15 protein-coding genes are annotated in these 17,782 nt (G+C 48.6%); 10 read left to right on the top strand and 5 right to left on the bottom strand.

The window, feature by feature from the left end:
* Positions 1-134: 134 nt before the first annotated feature.
* The 3 genes from tkt (at position 135) to KJS63_RS14260 (ending at position 3,284) form a co-directional block, all read left to right on the top strand.
* On the top strand, positions 135-2,171 hold the full coding sequence (gene tkt, locus KJS63_RS14270; RefSeq protein WP_068615448.1) for a transketolase: 2,037 nt from the start codon (positions 135-137) through the stop codon (positions 2,169-2,171).
* A 38-nt stretch (positions 2,172-2,209) separates the two neighbouring features.
* On the top strand, positions 2,210-2,521 hold the full coding sequence (gene ppnP, locus KJS63_RS14265; protein WP_213619735.1) for a pyrimidine/purine nucleoside phosphorylase: 312 nt from the start codon (positions 2,210-2,212) through the stop codon (positions 2,519-2,521).
* 520 nt (positions 2,522-3,041) lie between these two features.
* Entirely contained in the window at positions 3,042-3,284 is a 243-nt protein-coding gene (locus KJS63_RS14260; RefSeq protein ID WP_213619734.1) for a hypothetical protein, read from the top strand.
* A 90-nt stretch (positions 3,285-3,374) separates the two neighbouring features.
* Here the strand turns inward: KJS63_RS14260 and KJS63_RS14255 are convergent, their stop codons facing one another.
* Positions 3,375-4,271, bottom strand: a complete 897-nt coding sequence (locus tag KJS63_RS14255) for an NAD(P)-dependent oxidoreductase (protein WP_213619733.1) — start codon at positions 4,269-4,271, stop codon at positions 3,375-3,377.
* A 176-nt stretch (positions 4,272-4,447) separates the two neighbouring features.
* Between KJS63_RS14255 and KJS63_RS14250 the strand changes: the two genes are divergently transcribed.
* The 4 genes from KJS63_RS14250 (at position 4,448) to KJS63_RS14235 (ending at position 7,953) form a co-directional block, all read left to right on the top strand.
* Positions 4,448-5,803, top strand: coding sequence for a glucose-6-phosphate isomerase (locus tag KJS63_RS14250; RefSeq protein WP_068615454.1), 1,356 nt, complete (start codon positions 4,448-4,450; stop codon positions 5,801-5,803).
* Positions 5,804-5,903: 100 nt separating this feature from the next.
* A complete protein-coding gene (locus KJS63_RS14245; protein ID WP_213619732.1) occupies positions 5,904-6,536 on the top strand; it encodes a YigZ family protein in 633 nt (210 codons plus the stop codon).
* A 5-nt stretch (positions 6,537-6,541) separates the two neighbouring features.
* Entirely contained in the window at positions 6,542-7,123 is a 582-nt protein-coding gene (locus tag KJS63_RS14240) for a TetR/AcrR family transcriptional regulator (protein WP_213619731.1), read from the top strand.
* 113 nt (positions 7,124-7,236) lie between these two features.
* Positions 7,237-7,953: a hypothetical protein gene (locus KJS63_RS14235; protein ID WP_213619730.1), complete on the top strand. Its 717-nt coding sequence runs from the start codon at positions 7,237-7,239 to the stop codon at positions 7,951-7,953.
* Between the two features lie 104 nt (positions 7,954-8,057).
* On the opposite strand, the gene KJS63_RS14230 is transcribed toward KJS63_RS14235, so the two are convergent.
* Positions 8,058-8,459 (bottom strand): secondary thiamine-phosphate synthase enzyme YjbQ, encoded by a 402-nt coding sequence (locus tag KJS63_RS14230; RefSeq protein ID WP_068615462.1) that lies wholly within the window; start codon positions 8,457-8,459, stop codon positions 8,058-8,060.
* A gap of 836 nt (positions 8,460-9,295) precedes the next feature.
* Here KJS63_RS14230 and KJS63_RS14225 point away from each other — a divergent pair.
* The 3 genes from KJS63_RS14225 (at position 9,296) to KJS63_RS14215 (ending at position 14,594) form a co-directional block, all read left to right on the top strand.
* The gene (locus KJS63_RS14225) at positions 9,296-10,360 is read left to right on the top strand and encodes a sulfate/molybdate ABC transporter ATP-binding protein (protein ID WP_068615466.1); all 1,065 of its coding nucleotides are present in this window, start codon (positions 9,296-9,298) and stop codon (positions 10,358-10,360) included.
* 337 nt (positions 10,361-10,697) lie between these two features.
* Positions 10,698-13,343, top strand: a complete 2,646-nt coding sequence (locus tag KJS63_RS14220; protein ID WP_213619729.1) for an S-layer homology domain-containing protein — start codon at positions 10,698-10,700, stop codon at positions 13,341-13,343.
* Between the two features lie 456 nt (positions 13,344-13,799).
* The gene (locus KJS63_RS14215) at positions 13,800-14,594 is read left to right on the top strand and encodes an MBL fold metallo-hydrolase (RefSeq protein ID WP_244862606.1); all 795 of its coding nucleotides are present in this window, start codon (positions 13,800-13,802) and stop codon (positions 14,592-14,594) included.
* Positions 14,595-14,622: 28 nt separating this feature from the next.
* On the opposite strand, the gene KJS63_RS14210 is transcribed toward KJS63_RS14215, so the two are convergent.
* From KJS63_RS14210 to lplA, 3 genes are read right to left on the bottom strand one after another with little or no spacing between them, the layout of a single operon-like run.
* Positions 14,623-15,432, bottom strand: coding sequence for a Cof-type HAD-IIB family hydrolase (locus KJS63_RS14210; protein ID WP_213619728.1), 810 nt, complete (start codon positions 15,430-15,432; stop codon positions 14,623-14,625).
* Positions 15,433-15,475: 43 nt separating this feature from the next.
* Complete coding sequence (locus KJS63_RS14205; protein WP_213619727.1) at positions 15,476-16,429, bottom strand: DMT family transporter; 954 nt, start codon at positions 16,427-16,429, stop codon at positions 15,476-15,478.
* A 12-nt stretch (positions 16,430-16,441) separates the two neighbouring features.
* Positions 16,442-17,443, bottom strand: coding sequence for a lipoate--protein ligase (gene lplA, locus KJS63_RS14200; protein ID WP_213619726.1), 1,002 nt, complete (start codon positions 17,441-17,443; stop codon positions 16,442-16,444).
* Between the last annotated feature and the right edge of the window lie 339 nt (positions 17,444-17,782).

Raw genomic sequence — 17,782 nt, 5'->3', positions numbered from 1 at the left:
GGACGGGCGAGCTAGAAATTGACCCTCAATTTGTGGTACAATGCATAAATAAGTCAAAATGACTTTTTCATTTTGAGCGTGTCGTTTGATCTTTTATCAAACTATTTACAGACCCTTGAGGAGGAAACAAAGCAATGTCTGATGAAATCAAAGAAATTTCTGACAACAACGTAATCGATAACTTGTCAATTGCCACAATTCGCACGCTATCAATCGATGCAATTGAGAAAGCAAACTCCGGTCACCCGGGAATGCCGATGGGATCCGCTCCTATGGGCTATCAGCTGTTTGCCAAAACTATGAATCACAACCCTGACCATCCGACATGGATTAACCGCGACCGTTTTGTGCTGTCTGCTGGGCACGGTTCGATGCTTCTGTACAGCTTGCTGCACTTGAGCGGTTACGATCTGTCCTTGGACGATCTTAAGCAGTTCCGCCAGTGGGGAAGTAAGACTCCTGGCCACCCTGAGTTCGGACATACAGCTGGTGTTGACGCTACTACCGGGCCGCTTGGACAAGGGATTGCCATGGCTGTAGGTATGGCTCTTGCCGAAGAGCACCTAGCTGCAACTTACAACCGCGGAGATTTCAAAGTGGTTGATCACTATACTTATGGCATTTGCGGTGACGGTGACCTGATGGAGGGTGTTTCCGCCGAGGCAGCATCTCTTGCAGGACATCTGAAGCTGGGCAAATTGATCTTCCTGTACGATTCCAATGACATTTCTCTGGATGGAGAGACGAGCTTAAGCTTCTCCGAGAATGTGAGACAACGCTTTGATGCCTATGGCTGGCAGACTCTGCTGGTTAAGGATGGTAATGATCTGAGTGCTATTGCTGCGGCAATTGAAGAAGGGAAAAAGGATACATCGCGTCCTACCCTGATTGAAGTGAAGACCGTTATTGGTTACGGAAGCCCTAACAAACAAGGTAAAGGCGGCCACGGCGGTACCCATGGTTCTCCACTGGGTGCTGAAGAGACCAAACTGACCAAGGAATTCTACAAATGGGTTTACGAAGAAGACTTCTATGTACCAGAAGAGGTGCGTCAGCATTTTGCAGAAGTGAAGAAACGCGGTATTGAAGCGAACAAGGCTTGGGACGAGCAGTTCGCCAAATACAAAGCGGAATTCCCTGAACTGGCTGCACAATTCGAGAAGGCTATTGCTGGCGAGCTTCCATCTGGCTGGGATGCTGAGCTTCCTAAATATTCGTCTGAAGACAAGGCTCTTTCGACCCGTGTAGCTTCTGGTAATGCACTTAATGGTCTAGTCAAAGGGGTTCCACAGCTTCTGGGCGGCTCCGCTGACCTTGAGAGCTCCACGATGACCCACCTTAAAGGTCTTCCTGTTCTGACTCCGAACAGCTACGACGGTCGTAACGTATACTTCGGCGTTCGTGAGTTTGGTATGGCTGCGGCTATGAACGGGATCGCTCTGCACGGTGGACTGAAGATTTTCGGAGGTACATTCTTCGTATTTACCGATTACCTGCGTCCAGCTGTCCGTCTGGCTGCGATCATGGGTCTGCCGGTTACTTATGTACTTACTCATGACAGTATTGCGGTTGGTGAGGATGGTCCTACGCATGAACCAATCGAGCAGCTTGCTTCGATCCGCATCATCCCTAATCTGACGGTAATTCGTCCTGCCGATGGCAACGAGACTTCCGCTGCATGGGCTTATACTGTAGAGAACAAGAACAATCCGGTTGCGCTTGTGCTTACACGTCAGAACCTTCCTATCCTTGAAAATACAGCTGAGCTAGCACGCGAAGGCGTGAAGCGCGGTGGTTATGTGGTATCCGATGCTAAGAACGGCAAGCCGGTTGCACAGCTGATCGCTACGGGTTCTGAGGTACAGCTTGCAGTTAAAGCTCAAGCCGCTCTTGCTGAAGAAGGCATTGAAGTGCGCGTCATCAGCTTGCCAAGCTGGGATCTGTTCGACAAGCAGGATCAGGCTTACAAAGATTCCGTTATTCTTCCGGATGTTAAAGCCCGCGTTGCCATTGAAATGGCTCATCCATTCGGTTGGGAGCGTTATGTAGGTGAGAAAGGTTCCGTTATCGGCATCCACACCTTCGGCGCATCCGCACCTGGGGACAAAGTGATTGCTGAGTATGGCTTCACCGTTGAGAACGTTGTAAAACACGTAAAAGCTCAGCTGTAATCTAGCGAAAATCGACCGAAAAGGGGAAACGGACCACGATGCCGCAGTTCAAAAATGTTACCGTAGATCAAGCTGCCAATATTTACTTTGATGGAAAAGTTACAAGCCGGTCTGTGTATCTGGAGGACGGAAGCAAGATCACCTTGGGGATCATGCTGCCAGGCGCCTACGAATTTGGCACAGATACGGAAGAAGTTATGCAGATTCAATCTGGGGATCTGAAGGTTCTTCTCCCGGATGAGACCGAGTGGAGAGAAATCAACGGTCAGGGCGAGTTCACGGTTCCCGCCGGTCGCAAGTTCAAGCTTGAAGTGACGAAAGTTACGGATTACGTGTGTTCGTATAGGTAATAACCCACCCAAACCTTTCGTAAACCCACCCAAACCCTCCCTAGAAGGGAGGGCCCCAAGGGCTTTGCCCTCTGGACACCCGAAAGGGGGCGATAGGTGGCAGACAGGCGGAACTTAGCAGGTAGAGACTAAGGAACGCTTGCCGTCCCTGCGGGACCCGCTTTCAATTGGGTGGGGTCTGGTTACAGAATAAAGACAAGCGCAATGAGCGGCTTCGATTGTACTGAGATTGTCTGGTACTGGAAGCCGCTTGTTTGTCGTTGGGGGGGACCCACCCAAACCCTCCCTGGAAGGGAGGGCCCCAAGGGCTTTGCCCTCTGGACACCCGAAAGGGGGCGATAGGTGGCAGACAGGCGGAACTTAGCAGGTAGAGACTAAGGAACGCTTGCCGTCCCTGCGGGACCCGCTTTCAGTTGGGTGGGGTTTGGTTACAGAATAAAGACTAGCTAAATGAGTGGCTTTGATTGGTACTGAGAATGTCCTGGCTGGGAGGCGCTGTCCCTGCGGGATGCGCTTGGGTTTGAGCAGGGATGAGTTACTGGTTGGGGTGATGGTTAGAATGGAGATTGAAGGGGGAAGTGCATGGTGGCGCTGTCCCTGTGGGATGCGCTTAGGTTTGAGCAGGGAAGAGTTACTGGTTGGGGTGATGGTTAGAATGGAGATTGAGGGGGGGGGAGTGCATGGAGGCGCTGTCCCTGCGGGATGCGCTTGGGTTGAGCAGGGATTAATTTACTGGCTGGGGGAAGGGTTCAAGGGGGCGTAAGACAAAAAAGAAGGGGGCATGATATCTGGCACCCCTTCTAGTTTTAAACTATTACAGGCTTAATATTGGCTTTGTCCTTTGTCCTCTGCCTTACAGCTTCTTGCCGGCGATGGTCTGGCCGATCCAGGTCTCATAGATCTTCACAACGGCGGAGAGGTCCTCCTCGCCGTAGCCCTGGGTCTGACCGGCTTGGAACAAGCTCTTGGCCAGGTTGAGCATCGGGGAAGGGATGGAGGCGCCATCGGTCAAGGAAGAAGCAAGCTTCAGGTCCTTCAGCATCAGCTGCAGGGAGAACTGGTTGCTGAAATCATGGTCAATGATTTTCTGGCCCTTCAGCTCGGCGGCTTTGCTGCCGGCGGAGCCGAGCTGAACCAGTTCCAGGAACGCGTCCGCCGGGAGGCCGGACTTGGAAGCGATGGCGAAGCCCTCAGCCAAAGCCAGGTTGTTGATGCCGACCATGGTGTTATGGGCCAGCTTCGCTACGGAGCCGGTGCCGTTGTCGCCCATATGCAGCACTTTTTTGCCCAGTGTATCGAAGATGTCCATCACTGCCTCAAGCACATCAGCCGGGCCACCAACCATGAACACCAGCGTTCCGCTCACTGCGGCCGGAGAGCTTCCGGTTACTGGCGCATCCAGGAAGGAACCACCCAGCTCGCCAATCTGACCGGCCAGCTTCTTGGACAAGGAGGGGGAGATGGTACTGCAGTCAATGACCACACTACCTTGATGAAGGCCTTTAAGAAGCCCATGCTCGCCTTCATAGACGTCCACGATCGAGTTGTCATCGCTGACCATGGTAATCACGACATCGTTGTTCTCGGCGGCCTCGCGTGGGGTGGAGACAGCTTTCGCACCTTCCTTCACCAAATCTTCAGCTTTGGAGGCAGTGCGGTTATATACGGTAACTGGGTACCCTTTTTTCAAAAGATTGGAGACCATAGGCGCACCCATTGTACCCAGACCGATAAAGCCGATTTTCTTCATGAAACATTCACCTTCTATTGTCGAATTGTTGTACCGCTACTATTTTAACACGCAGCAGGGGGGCAGTGTACAATGTGCCCTTGTTTTGACTGGGATTATACAGTATTCTAGGTTTAAGTTGTTTCTTGGATAGGCGGTTTAACCCATACACAAATATACGGGAGGTTGTTTTCGTCATGTCAAAAAAAGTAACTTTTGATTACAGTAAAGCCCTTACGTTCGTTGGTCAACACGAGATTGATAATTTGGCTGAGCCTGTTCGTCTGGCTCATGAACAGTTACATAAAGGAACAGGTGCCGGTTCGGATTTCCTGGGTTGGATCAACCTGCCGACTGAATATGACAAAGAAGAGTTCGCCCGCATCCGTAAAGCGGCCAGCAAAATTCAGAATGACTCTGAAGTGCTGATTGTTATCGGCATCGGTGGTTCTTATTTGGGAGCACGTGCTGCAATCGAAGCCTTGTCCCATTCGTTCTATAACACGCTGCCGCAGGACAAGCGTAAGACTCCGCAGATTTTCTTTGCTGGCAACAACATCAGCTCCACGTATGTGACACACCTGCTGGATCTGATCGAAGGCAAGGATTTCTCCGTCAACGTCATTTCCAAATCCGGTACGACTACGGAACCGGCTATCGCCTTCCGCATCTTCCGCGCTGCACTGGAGAAGAAGTACGGCAAGGAAGAAGCGCGTAAGCGCATTTATGCTACAACAGACCGTGCCAAAGGCGCTCTGAAGAAGCTGGCTGACGAGGAAGGTTACGAGACTTTTGTGATTCCTGATGATGTCGGTGGACGTTACTCCGTACTTACAGCGGTAGGTCTTCTGCCGATTGCTGCTGCGGGTATTGACGTAGAGCAGATTCTTCAAGGTGCTGCGGACGCATCCAAAGAATTTAGCAACCCGAACCTGGCTGAGAATGCCAGCTATCAGTATGCCGCAGTTCGTAATGCCTTGTACCGCAAAGGCAAAGTGACCGAGATCTTGGTGAACTACGAGCCTTCCCTGCATTTTGTATCCGAGTGGTGGAAGCAGCTGTACGGGGAAAGTGAAGGTAAGGACTACAAAGGAATCTTCCCAGCTTCCGTTGACTTCTCTACCGATCTGCACTCCATGGGGCAGTTTATCCAAGAGGGGAACCGGAACATTTTTGAAACTGTAATCCAGGTAACAGATGTGGATCATCACATTACGATCGAGTCTGATCCGGATGACCTCGACGGATTGAACTTCCTGACTGGTAAGACGCTGGATTTTGTAAATAAAAAGGCGTTCCAAGGCACCCTGCTTGCGCATACGGACGGCCAGGTGCCAAACCTGATCGTGAACGTACCTGACTTCTCGCCTTACTCCTTCGGTTATCTCGTGTATTTCTTCGAGAAAGCCTGCGGAATCAGCGGATACCTGCTGGGCGTTAACCCGTTTGACCAGCCGGGCGTTGAGGCTTATAAGAAGAACATGTTTGCTCTTCTAGGCAAACCAGGTTATGAGAAAGAGAAAGCCGAGCTGGAAGCAAGGCTCTCCGAATAAACAGTTACATCCCCACATAGGGTTATATGTGCACTAGGAGCAGTTCGCCACTTGGCCGGACTGCTCTTGGCACATCATTTTAAGTCTGGAAGGTTGAGTTATGTTAGATCGTTACCGAACAGTCCGGGAATCCGGGAACAAAGAAATCGTCATTAAGAAATCAAGATTTATTGGTCATGTTATGCCCGTTGAGACAGAGCAGGAAGCTATAGCATTTATTGAACGAATCAAAAAAGAACATTGGAATGCGACCCATAACTGCTCGGCTTATATGATTGGCGAGCGGGATGAAATTCAGAAGCAGTCTGATGACGGGGAACCAAGCGGAACGGCTGGCAAGCCAATCCTTGAGGTCATCCGCAATCAAGGCCTGAAGAATGTCGCTATTGTGGTTACACGTTATTTTGGCGGAATTATGCTCGGGGCTGGGGGGCTGATTCGCGCGTATACGGATGGAGCTGTTGCAGCTATTGAAGCGGGACAGCCGATTACCCGGGTTCTTCACCGGGAAGTGTACGTGGAAGTCGATTATACGTGGCTTGGCAAGATTGAGAACGAGCTGAGAAATCGTGCTATCCGTACCGGGCAGCCCTCATTCGCAGATAAGGTCACTTTATTGTGCCTGCCTGAGGAGCCGGAGGCGGAAGGTTTCACCGCTTGGATGACGGATCTGACCCAGGGGCAATCCGTTATAACAGAAGGTGAGAGGATTTACTTTATCGAAGGGGAATAATGCGAATGGCAAGAAGAGCTGTGGAACAGGAGTTGTCGAGGGAGAGGATTATGGATGCCGCCAGGCATCTGTTCATTACGAAGGGATACCGCGCTATTTCGATGCGCAGCATCGGACAGCATCTGGGGTACAGCCATGGTTCGCTGTATTACCATTTCAAGGAGAAAGCCGAATTATTTTATGCGATTGTTGTTCAGGACTTTAATCACGTGGATTTGTTGTTCCGCCAGGTTATGAGCAGTCCCGGGATTGAGGGGCTAACCAAAGTAGAACAGCTTATGTTGGAATTCATTAAGTTTGGGCTTGAGCATCCGCATCAGTATGAAATTATGTTTATGCTGCGGGACGAGGAGATCCTATCTTACTGCCGCGCCGAGCAGTCCAAATGCTTTGAACGCTTCTCTTCCATTGTAATGAAGTATATGACAGAGGAGGATCATCCGCTCGCCCGGCATACGTCTGTCCCTTTGAGTATGTTCTTGGGGCTCCATGGATTTATCTCATTCTACATTCAGGATCATCTTGCTTTTGAAGATGTACAGCCAGCTGCCATTGCCCATGTCAAAATGCTAAGTCATAGTATTTAATGCAGCGTCACATTGACGTATTTATTTTTGCTTTCCCACTTTACCTAATTGACTCATTCTAGCTGTGAATCATCATAGTTTTGTGTTTAAACTCAAAAAGAGGTAGATAGCTAATGAAAATTACGTACTTGGATAAGAAGAAACTCATTGGTAAAACCTTTCTGGTTCTAGGTTTAATCTTCTTATTTCTCATTGTCATATATGGTATTCTGGCCTATAGTTTTTTTGGCGACTGGGGTAGCAGTGGAACTTTTGGGGATACATTTGGGGCTTTAAATGTGCTTTTCACTGCTTTTGTCCTGCTGGTGTCCATTGCTACGATCTATTTCACCATTCAATCCAGCAACGAGGCTGGATTTGATCGGCAATTTTCCCAGTTCATGAGTCGGATCGAGAAGATCCAGCAATCCGGATCACACGAATCTGCGTTAAATGTCGTGATTGATGCTGCTTATATGTATTTTACACACGAAGAAGAAGAGACGGAGCCGGATGAAGAATATGATGAATTTCTTCTCGGCGCCGCTTATTGGTTCATACCTTATATTAATTTGGTTTCCACTACCCTGGAGCTCATGACCAAACACGCAGATACTATGGAGATCAGAGGATATGAAGCGGCGTTTCGAACCTATTTCAGTGACAACGAACTCAAGGCTATTGCTACATACAGTATTCTTAGCAAGCAAGTAGAAGCTGCTTCGTTATGTAAAAATATAGATCGGGTTGATTTGCTTCGTAATCACTATGCAAGCTATAGTCACGGTGGGGAAGTTGAAGACCTTGTTGAAAAAGCCATTATCGAGCGCTTTGGTGAGCAAGAATTTTAAGAAGGAAGTCAGTATTAAGAAAAATACCATATAAAAAGCACCCCCAGAAGCTCCATGCTTAAGAGCCGTCTTGGGGGCAATTTATGTTTCATACTCGGAAGAATTTACCCTTCGCAGATCTTTACATAGAACTGACGGTGCCTTGGCCCGTCGAACTCACAAAAGTAAATCCCCTGCCATCTTCCAAGAAGCAGCCTCCCCTCGTGAATAATCACCGTCTGGGAAGGGCCTGCGGTAATGGACTTTAAGTGCGAGGCCGTATTGCCTTCAGCATGCCGGTATTTAGGATGCTCCCAAGGGTATACCTCATCCATCCTCATTAACACATCATGCTTCACATCCGGGTCGGCATTCTCATTAATGGCGATTCCTGCTGTAGTGTGGGGACAATAAATGATGGCAATTCCTTGTCGTACGGCGCTTTCACTCACCACGGCACTGACCTCCCGGGTAATATCCCTCATTTCATCACGCCGGACTGTACTTAATTCCAATGTTTTAAGCATAGTTAATACCGCCTTTCGTAGGGATGGTATGAAAAAAGAAGCCGTAAGGCTTCTCGCAAGCTTTAAGATTTAATTATATCCGGTTCATCATAAAGCCTGTACCGGGTGTCAGAACAAATTTCGGGCTTAGCTGCACGGCTGCTTCCTTGAAGGTGACGGAGCAACTGCTGCATAAGCGGTTGTAACGAATGGAAGCACCGCAGCATTCGCACGGATAAGTAAGATTACGATAGCTCTTAGGAAGCTTTCCTTCCTTAATGAACTGAATAATGACGGATTTATTTATGTTCGAATGTTGAATTAATTCCTCGGTGGAACAAGACGGGTATTTCCAGAGCAGGTCCAGACAAAGCGAGAGTTCGGCATCCAGCTTTGCTGTGCAGGAAGGGCACAAGTTCCTGACATTTTTTCGATATACAGACCCGCATTTAGGACAATTGCTTGTTAATAGTTCCATATTCATCATTCCTTGCAGGTAGTATGGGTAATAAGTTCTAGTCTAATTTTACTGTATGAGTGTCATAGTCGGCAATATGTCGTTAAAAATAAAATATGCAAGAGTCATTAGTAACTTTCTCTTCTATCATTAACAAAAACTTGCTAGGTTTAAACATGTTTTCATATTTTTTTGCAAAAAAACTAAAACTCTTCTAAGAGGATAAATAAATATTTGTGCAGACATTGAAATGAAACGATTGACGATGTAAGCGGATGTTTGGTAAAGTTAAGGCTAAGCGTAAAACCAAGTAATTTGATGAGAATTTAGCGATCAATTAAATCTCTAGATAGATATAATCTAAAGCCAATGCCAAGTAAGGAAGGGATGTGAGCCACTCATGCATGTGGAAGTCAAGCATTTGGATAAACACTTCGGGTCTTTTCATGCGGTTAAGGATGTAAGCTTTAATATTGAGAAGGGCCAGTTAATCGGTCTGCTGGGCCCCAGTGGGGGCGGTAAAACCTCAATTCTCCGGATGCTTGCGGGGCTTGAGAATCCCGATTCGGGTGAGATTCTATTCCATGGCAAACAGGTCAACCGGTTGACTCCCCAGGAACGCGGCATCGGTTTTGTATTCCAGAACTATGCCTTATTTAAGCATATGACGGTATTTGATAATATTGCCTTCGGCTTGAAGGTTAAGAAGGCAGGTAAGGAAGCAATCCGCAATAGAGTGATGGAATTGGTGGAGCTAACCGGGCTGAAGGGCTTTGAGCAGCGCTATCCGCACCAGCTCTCTGGTGGGCAGAGGCAGCGTGTGGCTTTTGCCCGGGCGCTTGCCCCTGAGCCTCAGTTGCTGCTGCTGGATGAACCGTTTGCGGCCATTGACGCCAAGATCCGCCAGGAGCTGCGCGCGTGGCTGCGGGAGCTCATTGAGCGTGTGGGAATTACCTCGATCTTTGTTACGCATGACCAGGATGAGGCCATTGAGGTTGCGGACGAGATCATGATTATCAGCCAAGGCAAGCTGGAACAGAAGGGTACGCCGTGGGACATCTATAAGGAGCCTTCGACTCCGTTCGTGGCGAAGTTTATTGGCGAATCTACCCTGGTGGAGAACGCTGCCGAGCTGAAGGGCTTTGATGAAGCGGCCAAGGACGGGGATACGAAGGCGCTTATTCGTCCCGAATATATTGAAGTAGGCACCGAGCATGAATTCCAGGTGCTGTCCGCTACAGACAGCGGTGTTGTGAAGCATTTGCACTTCCGCGGCAGCCAGTGGCTGGTCGAGGTGGAGGTAGGCGGGCATCGGCTTATTACGTACCGCTCTTTGGAGAAGGAGACGCTGCATACCGGACAAGAGGTCCGGGTGCTGGTTCACCGGGCATATTTGTATAATCAGCATACGAGCTGGGTGGCCGAGAACCGCTTTAAACTGGATCCACTGACGGTGATTATTTAGGATTAATAAGTCCTAGGTGAAAATGCGGCATGATTCATGCTTTGCTAAAAGAATATTACAACTATAACCGAAGATTAAGTCTTCGGTTTTTTGTATTTTCAGTAGGATAACTACAGGGTTATCACGTGGATCAATTCACTTTTTCTTTTTATATGAAGAGGTTTTATTAGCTAACAATATATTACTAGAATTCCGATATAAAAATGGTATAAGGCATCTTACCTACAAAAGGGGCAATTTCAACATGAGGGTATAATCATTTACTTAGGAAGGTTACTGTCAGCAGCAGTCTGGAGCATCATGAACACAGCAAGATAGACATAAGTGGGAGGATTATATGAGAAGTGTAATGAAGTCGGTTTCAATTGTTGTTCTTTCTTTGATAGTACTATTATTCACGGTGGCGAACCCACTGCATGTAAATGCTGCTTTAGTGGGTACAGGGTGGGAGAAAGTCGGTGCCAGCACAGCTAACAAGGGAGACTTCATCACGCTGGCTATTGATACAGCAACTACAGACGATACGTTAGATACTGACAGTGATGTATCAAGCAGTGACCCGAGCAATACTATAGGCGGTATACCGTATGTTGCTTTTGATAATAATGATACGGGCCTGGTTACGGTAGCGAAGCTTGTTAATGGAGAATGGGAGGAACTTGGCAACGATTCGATTTCAAGTAACCGGTCTACCATTGTCAAGATGGTCCTGGATAACGGGACGCCATATATCATGTATATAGATCAATACAATTTTTACAAGAAGATAGTGAAAAAGTTCAACGGTACCACGTGGGAGAGTCTCGGACCTGCGTTTGAAGGTAGTTACGCGCAGATGGCTGTTGATAAGGGCACTCCCTATATTTTACTAGGCGATTTTTCGAACTCCAGAGAAAACAAAGCTACTGTAATGAAGCTTGAAGGAAACAACTGGGTTGAAGTAGGCAATGGTGGCTTCTCCGCGGGTTCAATAACCGTCCCCCCTGCGATTGCTGTTGATCATGGCATACCCTATGTGGCATACTCTGATCTTGCTCATGATGGCAAATTAACGGTTATGAAATATGATGAAGATAATAATATATGGAAACCCCTCGGAGCGGAAGGTTTTACTGCAGGTATGGCTGGTACAGGAAATAAGGGAGCCATTCATATACGTATTAAAGACGGTATACCTTATGTTATGTACTCAGACGGAGCCTATGCCAACCCGCAAGGCTATGGTAAGGCAACTCTTATAAAGTTCAACGGGACAGAATGGGAGAGTGTAGGCGAGCCCGGTTTCTCCACGGGAGAGACAGCCTCGCTATCCTTTGCGTTTAATGGCGACACGCCTTATGCGGCTTATACGGACTTTGCTAATAATTATAAGGCTACCGTTATGAAGTACAACGGCTCAGCTTGGGAAACCGTGGGAAAACCTGGATTTTCGCTAAATACTGCTGAACATACTTCAATTGCAATTGATAGCAACGGTACCCCTTTTGTTGCCTTTATGGATTATGAGGCGATGGGTAAAGTATCGCTGATGAAGTACAACCCGCATGAGCTGTTAAACACCAGTATTACTTTGACCAGCTCCGCAAATCCGTCAACAGAGAACCAACAGGTTACGTTTACCGCCACTGTAACAGGAACAGAAGTGGACGGAATTCCGTCAGGGAATGTGCAATTCAAAGAGGGAGACAAACTGCTGAATGAAACGCCGGTGGATGCTTCCGGTATCGCTAGCTACTCTACAAGCAGCCTCAGTGCCGGGGATCACACGATTACAGCCGTTTATGGCGGGGATCTGAAATACGATGGCAGCACATCCGCAGCGGTAGTGCAGCAAGTTAATGCCAAGGTGGTTGATAACACACCTCAACTAAGACCTACAGAAACTACGATATCGAGTTCTCCCAATCCTTCTAAACCTGGTCAGACGGTTGGGATAAAAATTAAGATTGCATCCAACCCGAGCACCTCTGGCGATATGCACGGAACGGTTATTATTAAGGATGGAACAACAAAGCTGGCCGAGCTTTCTGTGAAGCCGTTTGGGATTTCAAATGGATATACTTTTGTTGATTATTCAACCAGCGACCTCACTGTGGGAGATCACCCATTGACTGCTGAATACAGCGGCGATACATTGTTTGGTGCCAGTACAACTTCCAAACCGTATATCCATGTTGTAGGCGAAGGGGCTTCGCCAACGCCAACACCAGTTCCGGGACCGACGCCAACGCCGGACCCTACACCGTCACCAACACCGGCTCCGGCGCCAACACCAACGCCGGCACCAGCTCCGGTACCAACGCCGACACCAATACCAGTGCCGACACCAACACCGACCCCTGTTCCGGTACCGGGTGAGGAGATTTTCAATAAAGATGTATTCAAACCCGGCTTTGAGGTCACAGAGGCACTGGAATCCAAAGTCAATGCGGCTCTGAAAAATGAAGGGTCTGCATTTAAGCCTGTCGACATTAAAAATCACTGGGCAGAGCAAACGATCGATATCTTCACGAAGCTGAACATTATTAAAGGCTATGAGGACAAGACAATCAGACCGAACCAAAACATGTCCCGGGGCGAGTTCGTTGCCATCCTCTCCCGTATATTCGATGTAGGAGGGACGAAGCAGGTTGCACTGAAGGATGTGAAGGGACATTGGGCGGAAGATGCTATCATAGATTTTACACAGGCCGGTATCATTAATGGTAGTGGTGATGGAACCTTCAAGCCGAATAACGCAATCACCCGTGAAGAAATGGTTGTGATCTTGTCAAGGATTGTAAACCTGCAAGGAGCGGCACATAGCGCAGATGGAGCGAACACGGACCCGATTCAAATGGCCGCTGAAGCGGGAATTATTAAAGGCAGCGGGGATGGGAAGCTGAATCCGCACGGAACTGCTGCGAGAGCTGATGCATTACAGCTGATCCTGAACACGCTCCAGCTTAACTCCAAAATCAAAACGATGCTTGAACTGTTGTAGATCAGTATCGGCAATAAAAGAGGGGCACCCCGATCATATTCGGGGTGCTTTTTTGTGCATGCAAGCAGGCGATTCAGGTGCTGAGCCAGCCTTACCCCTCTCTTGTTAAGCTTAGAGGGCAGACAATACAACACCTTACAACACTCATAACACTCACAACGCTCACAACGCTCACAATGCTCACAACACTTCACAACACCTCAAGGCCTTGTACTCATATACTTCTCTATCAGTACATTTGAAAGTCCAGTTACATATCGCTTACAGAATCGGAAGGGACCTATGTTGAACGTATTGGAATATTCTTGGACATGATGTCATGCCGTGCTTAGGAAGCTTTCTTGTTGTGTTTTCCTATGTGGACTATAATTAGAAACAGTGATTTAATAAGCGGGTGCGAGCAGTGAAATAAGCGGATGATGTCAACGGATATAGATGAAAGATGATAGATGATAGATGAGAGGAGCGGGGATTGTGGGAGATCAGCTTAAATTTTGGGGAACCGGCGACGCTATGGGTGTACCCCGGGTGTACTGTGAGTGTGCGGTCTGTAAGGAGGCAAGGGCAGCGGGTGCGAACAGACGTTATCGTTCCTCAGTCTTAGTGGATGCCGGTGAAGAGTCTTTTCTGATAGACTGCGGTCCGGATTGGCGGACTCAAATGGAGCAGCGGAAGCTGCGTTTTGTCCGGCATATTGTCATCACGCACGCTCACTTTGATCATATTGGCGGTCTGCCGGAGTGGACGGATGCCTGTAGATGGCTGGAATACAGAGGGCAGCTGTATGCGCCCCGTGAAGTGATGGAGCTTATTTTGAGACAGTATCCTTGGCTTGGAGGACATGTTGATTTCCATGAAATTGATGATGGACTTACACTTGCCGGATGGCGTATCCAAGGCTGGAAGGTGTTCCACGGGAAGAACGGCTACTCCTATGCTTACAGACTGGAGAAGAATGGGTTTAGCTGGTGTTACTGTTCGGATGCGATCGCACTTCCGCCAGAGGATAAGATCCTGATGCGGGGGCTGGATCTTCTGGTTCTTGGAACAAGTTTTTATAAAGAAGAAGCTCCGTTTCATACCCGTTCGGTTTATGATATGACAGAAGCACTTGAGCTTCTTTCGGACCTAAAGCCTAAACAGACGGTATTTACCCATATGTCGCATGATATTGATATAGAGCGGGATTACGGGCTTCCCAAGCATGTCCGGCTCGCTCATACAGAAATGGCTGTCCTATTGGAGAAATAGGCCAGCCATTTTGCAATTAAGCACGATATTATTGCTGGTTCGCAAGCACGAACTTCTCAATCACTTCTTTAACCCCATCTTCGTTATTGGTGGCTGTTACGTAATCTGCAAGCTCCTTCAGCGGTGCTATGGCGTTCCCCATAGCCACGCCGAGACCGGCGGCTTCCAGCATTTCATGGTCATTCCAGGAGTCCCCGATTGCGATAGTCTCTGACATGTCACATCCAAAATGTTCAGCGAGGAAAGTCAAAGCGGCTCCCTTGGTGCCCTCTTTGTGCATGAATTCGAGGAAATATGGCTTGGATTTCGTAATATGAACACCATCCCCCAGCAGCTCACGGAATATAGGGATCAGCTCGTCCAGATAATCTGGATCGTCGATAATCAGCATTTTCGGAGTAGGCTGGGAAACCAGCTTCTCGAAGTCAGGTTCAATGTGATACTCGGTTTTGTTGAGTTCGGTATAATCAATCAGTTTCTGATTCAGCTCACGGGCGTACAGCTTATCATCGATGTAAGTCTGCAGATGAAGATTGTGCTGGATACAATATTGAAAAAGCTTACGTGCCGCATCCACGGGCATGTAGCGCTCATACAGGACTTTCTCATCCATCAGATTCTTCACGAGTGCGCCTTGATACGTGATAATAGGCACATTAAGCCCAGTCTGACGGGCAATTTTGTGGGCTGAAGCGTAAGCCCGTCCGGTGGCCAAGGTGACCACTACACCTGCCGTTACAGCGTCTTCCAGTGCTTTCTGGGTTCCTGGGGTTACTTCCTTGTCGTCATTAATCAGCGTATCGTCGATATCAATAGCAATCAGTTTGTAGTTAGGCATATGATTTTCTCTCCTTATAACAGCGCTTGTTGTCCTGTTAAGATTATGCGCTGATCTCTTTATTGTCTGTGATGCATGTATCTGGGGTATCGGGCTGGGGAGATGGCGTCCCAGGCTGTAACTCAGAAGCAACCATTCCCGTCAAAATACAAACACAGCCCAGCACCGCGGACCAGCCTAAGTGCTCACCGGCGAACAGAACACCGGTCAGAGCAGCGAATACCGGCTCAGTTGCGAAGATGACTGCTACCCTTGACGGGGTGGTGTGCTGCTGGCTTACCGTCTGAATCCAAAAAGCAAATGCGCTTGTCGGCCCAATGGACACCAGCAGCGCAATTAGCACTTCAGGCTGCATGATCGTATCGCTCAGCTGGCTGAGCGGCCCCAGATTCTCGGTGAAGAGGGAGAAGACCAGGCTGAGCAGACCGGTCACCGCCATTTGTACAGCAGCCAGCGGCAGTGCAGGGTAGCGCGGGGCATAGATCCCTGTAAAACTGATGTGAAGCGCGAAGGCAAAAGCACAGAGCAGAACGAGACTGTCCCCGCGGTTAAGCGTGAATCCGCCTCCCGAGAAGGTTAGCAGGTACAGGCCGGCTGCCGCCAGAAGCGCGCTGATCAGACTTATTCTCGACAATCTTTGTTTCAGCAGCAGCGCCGCCAGGAATGGAACGATCACTACGGACAATCCGGTGATAAATCCGGCATTGGAGGTGGTGGTATACAGCAGGCCGATCGTCTGGAAGGCATAGCCGCCAAACAGAAATATGCCTAGAATAGAGCCGTGAAGCAGCATTTTCCAAGAGGTCTGTCGCCACTGCTTCCGGTAAAATACGAGTGTGATCAAGACCAGCAGAACAGCAGCCCCGATGAACCGGACCGCATTGAAAGCGAGCGGCGGAAGAGCCCCAACTGCCGATTGGACAATCAGGAAGGTACAGCCCCACATGAACGCGACCAGCAGGAGGCTTAAATCAGCCCACTGTGAACGTTTTAACATAACCTGTGCCGCCTATTCTTCCAGGAAGACCAGACCGACGAAGTCTCCTAGCTCAACATTGCCGAAATAATGTTTGATGTCCACATTAGCCAAAGCCTCGCGAACTTCGTTCTCTTCGTACCGCAGACCCCGCAGCTTGTTCTCGATATCCGCCACATCACCCACACCGAAGAAATCGCCGTAAATTTTAATTTCCTCAATCTTCCCGTCCTTAATGTCCATGCGCAGATCGATAATACCCGCCGGGAATTTCTTGGCGTGCTTCACGTTGCTTTCAGGGGATAGTCCGTAGTTCCAGTCCCAGTTCTGGTAACGCTCTTTGGAAATTTCATGGATCTTCTTCCAATCCTCTTCAGTAAGCTCATACCGGGGAACCTGATCCACTTCCATACCAAAGATATGTCGAAGAAGCTCGGAGCGGAATTCCTCAATCGTAATTTTCTTGTCCAGGAAGTCAGATATATTGGCAACCCGGCTGCGAACCGACTTGGTGCTCTTGGACTTGAATTTCTCCGGGTTCGCGTGCAGGGAGGCCTGAACGTGATCCAGGTTCAGATCGAACATCAGGGTGCCGTGACTGAACATCCGGCCCCGGGTTGAGAACTGTGCGTTGCCGGAAATTTTCTGCTCGCCGACTTGAAGGTCGTTGCGGCCGGTCAGTTCGGCCTTAACACCAAGCTGGTGAAGGGCCTCGACCACTGGCTGGGTAAATTTGCGGAAATTATGGAAGGACTGACCGTCGTCCTTCGTAATAAAGCTGAAATTAAGGTTGCCGAGGTCGTGATAAACCGCCCCTCCGCCTGAGAGCCGGCGAACCACTTTTACCCCGTTGTCCCGGATATACTCCGCGTTGATCTCCTCAATCGTGTTCTGGTGTTTGCCAATAATTACGGATGGCGCATTAATATAGAACAGCAGGTAAGTCTCGTCCGCAGGCAGGTGCCTGAGGGCGTACTCCTCAATAGCGAGGTTGATTGCGGCATCGGTAATGCCTTGATTATCAATGAACAGCATCGCTCTCTTGTCCTCCATATCTAATCTAATAAATATTTCTTGTTACTTACTTTCTTATTGTAACGCAATTATGTGGGAAACCAAAGGATTTTGGCACTTATTGACGGGGGAAGAAGGCTCGCGGCATAATGGGATCAATTCACACTATATAAAATGAACTTATAAAGGTTACCCTTTAGGGGCGCTGCGAGGCTGATGATTCTTACGACCGCTGCGGTCTCCGAAATGCTTGAACTAGATATCCAAGTAGAGGCATTTCGAAAGACAAAGGCGGACACTCCGCTTCTTCAGAATCACTTGTCCTCTCCGCTGAAATCGGTACATCCTAAAGTTCATTTT

Source organism: Paenibacillus sp. J22TS3 (assembly GCF_018403205.1).
GTDB lineage: Bacteria > Bacillota > Bacilli > Paenibacillales > Paenibacillaceae > Fontibacillus > Fontibacillus tuaregi.
This window is presented reverse-complemented; position numbering and strand designations above follow the sequence as displayed.

Coding starts and splice junctions, on each gene's coding strand:
- KJS63_RS14230 (WP_068615462.1), bottom strand. CDS start 8,459: ATGCTTAAAACATTGGAATTAAGTACAGTCCGGCGTGATGAAATGAGG.
- KJS63_RS14220 (WP_213619729.1), top strand. CDS start 10,698: ATGAGAAGTGTAATGAAGTCGGTTTCAATTGTTGTTCTTTCTTTGATA.
- KJS63_RS14235 (WP_213619730.1), top strand. CDS start 7,237: ATGAAAATTACGTACTTGGATAAGAAGAAACTCATTGGTAAAACCTTT.
- KJS63_RS14215 (WP_244862606.1), top strand. CDS start 13,800: ATGAGAGGAGCGGGGATTGTGGGAGATCAGCTTAAATTTTGGGGAACC.
- KJS63_RS14250 (WP_068615454.1), top strand. CDS start 4,448: ATGTCAAAAAAAGTAACTTTTGATTACAGTAAAGCCCTTACGTTCGTT.
- KJS63_RS14240 (WP_213619731.1), top strand. CDS start 6,542: ATGGCAAGAAGAGCTGTGGAACAGGAGTTGTCGAGGGAGAGGATTATG.
- KJS63_RS14255 (WP_213619733.1), bottom strand. CDS start 4,271: ATGAAGAAAATCGGCTTTATCGGTCTGGGTACAATGGGTGCGCCTATG.
- KJS63_RS14210 (WP_213619728.1), bottom strand. CDS start 15,432: ATGCCTAACTACAAACTGATTGCTATTGATATCGACGATACGCTGATT.
- KJS63_RS14245 (WP_213619732.1), top strand. CDS start 5,904: ATGTTAGATCGTTACCGAACAGTCCGGGAATCCGGGAACAAAGAAATC.
- ppnP (WP_213619735.1), top strand. CDS start 2,210: ATGCCGCAGTTCAAAAATGTTACCGTAGATCAAGCTGCCAATATTTAC.
- tkt (WP_068615448.1), top strand. CDS start 135: ATGTCTGATGAAATCAAAGAAATTTCTGACAACAACGTAATCGATAAC.
- KJS63_RS14205 (WP_213619727.1), bottom strand. CDS start 16,429: ATGTTAAAACGTTCACAGTGGGCTGATTTAAGCCTCCTGCTGGTCGCG.
- lplA (WP_213619726.1), bottom strand. CDS start 17,443: ATGCTGTTCATTGATAATCAAGGCATTACCGATGCCGCAATCAACCTC.
- KJS63_RS14225 (WP_068615466.1), top strand. CDS start 9,296: ATGCATGTGGAAGTCAAGCATTTGGATAAACACTTCGGGTCTTTTCAT.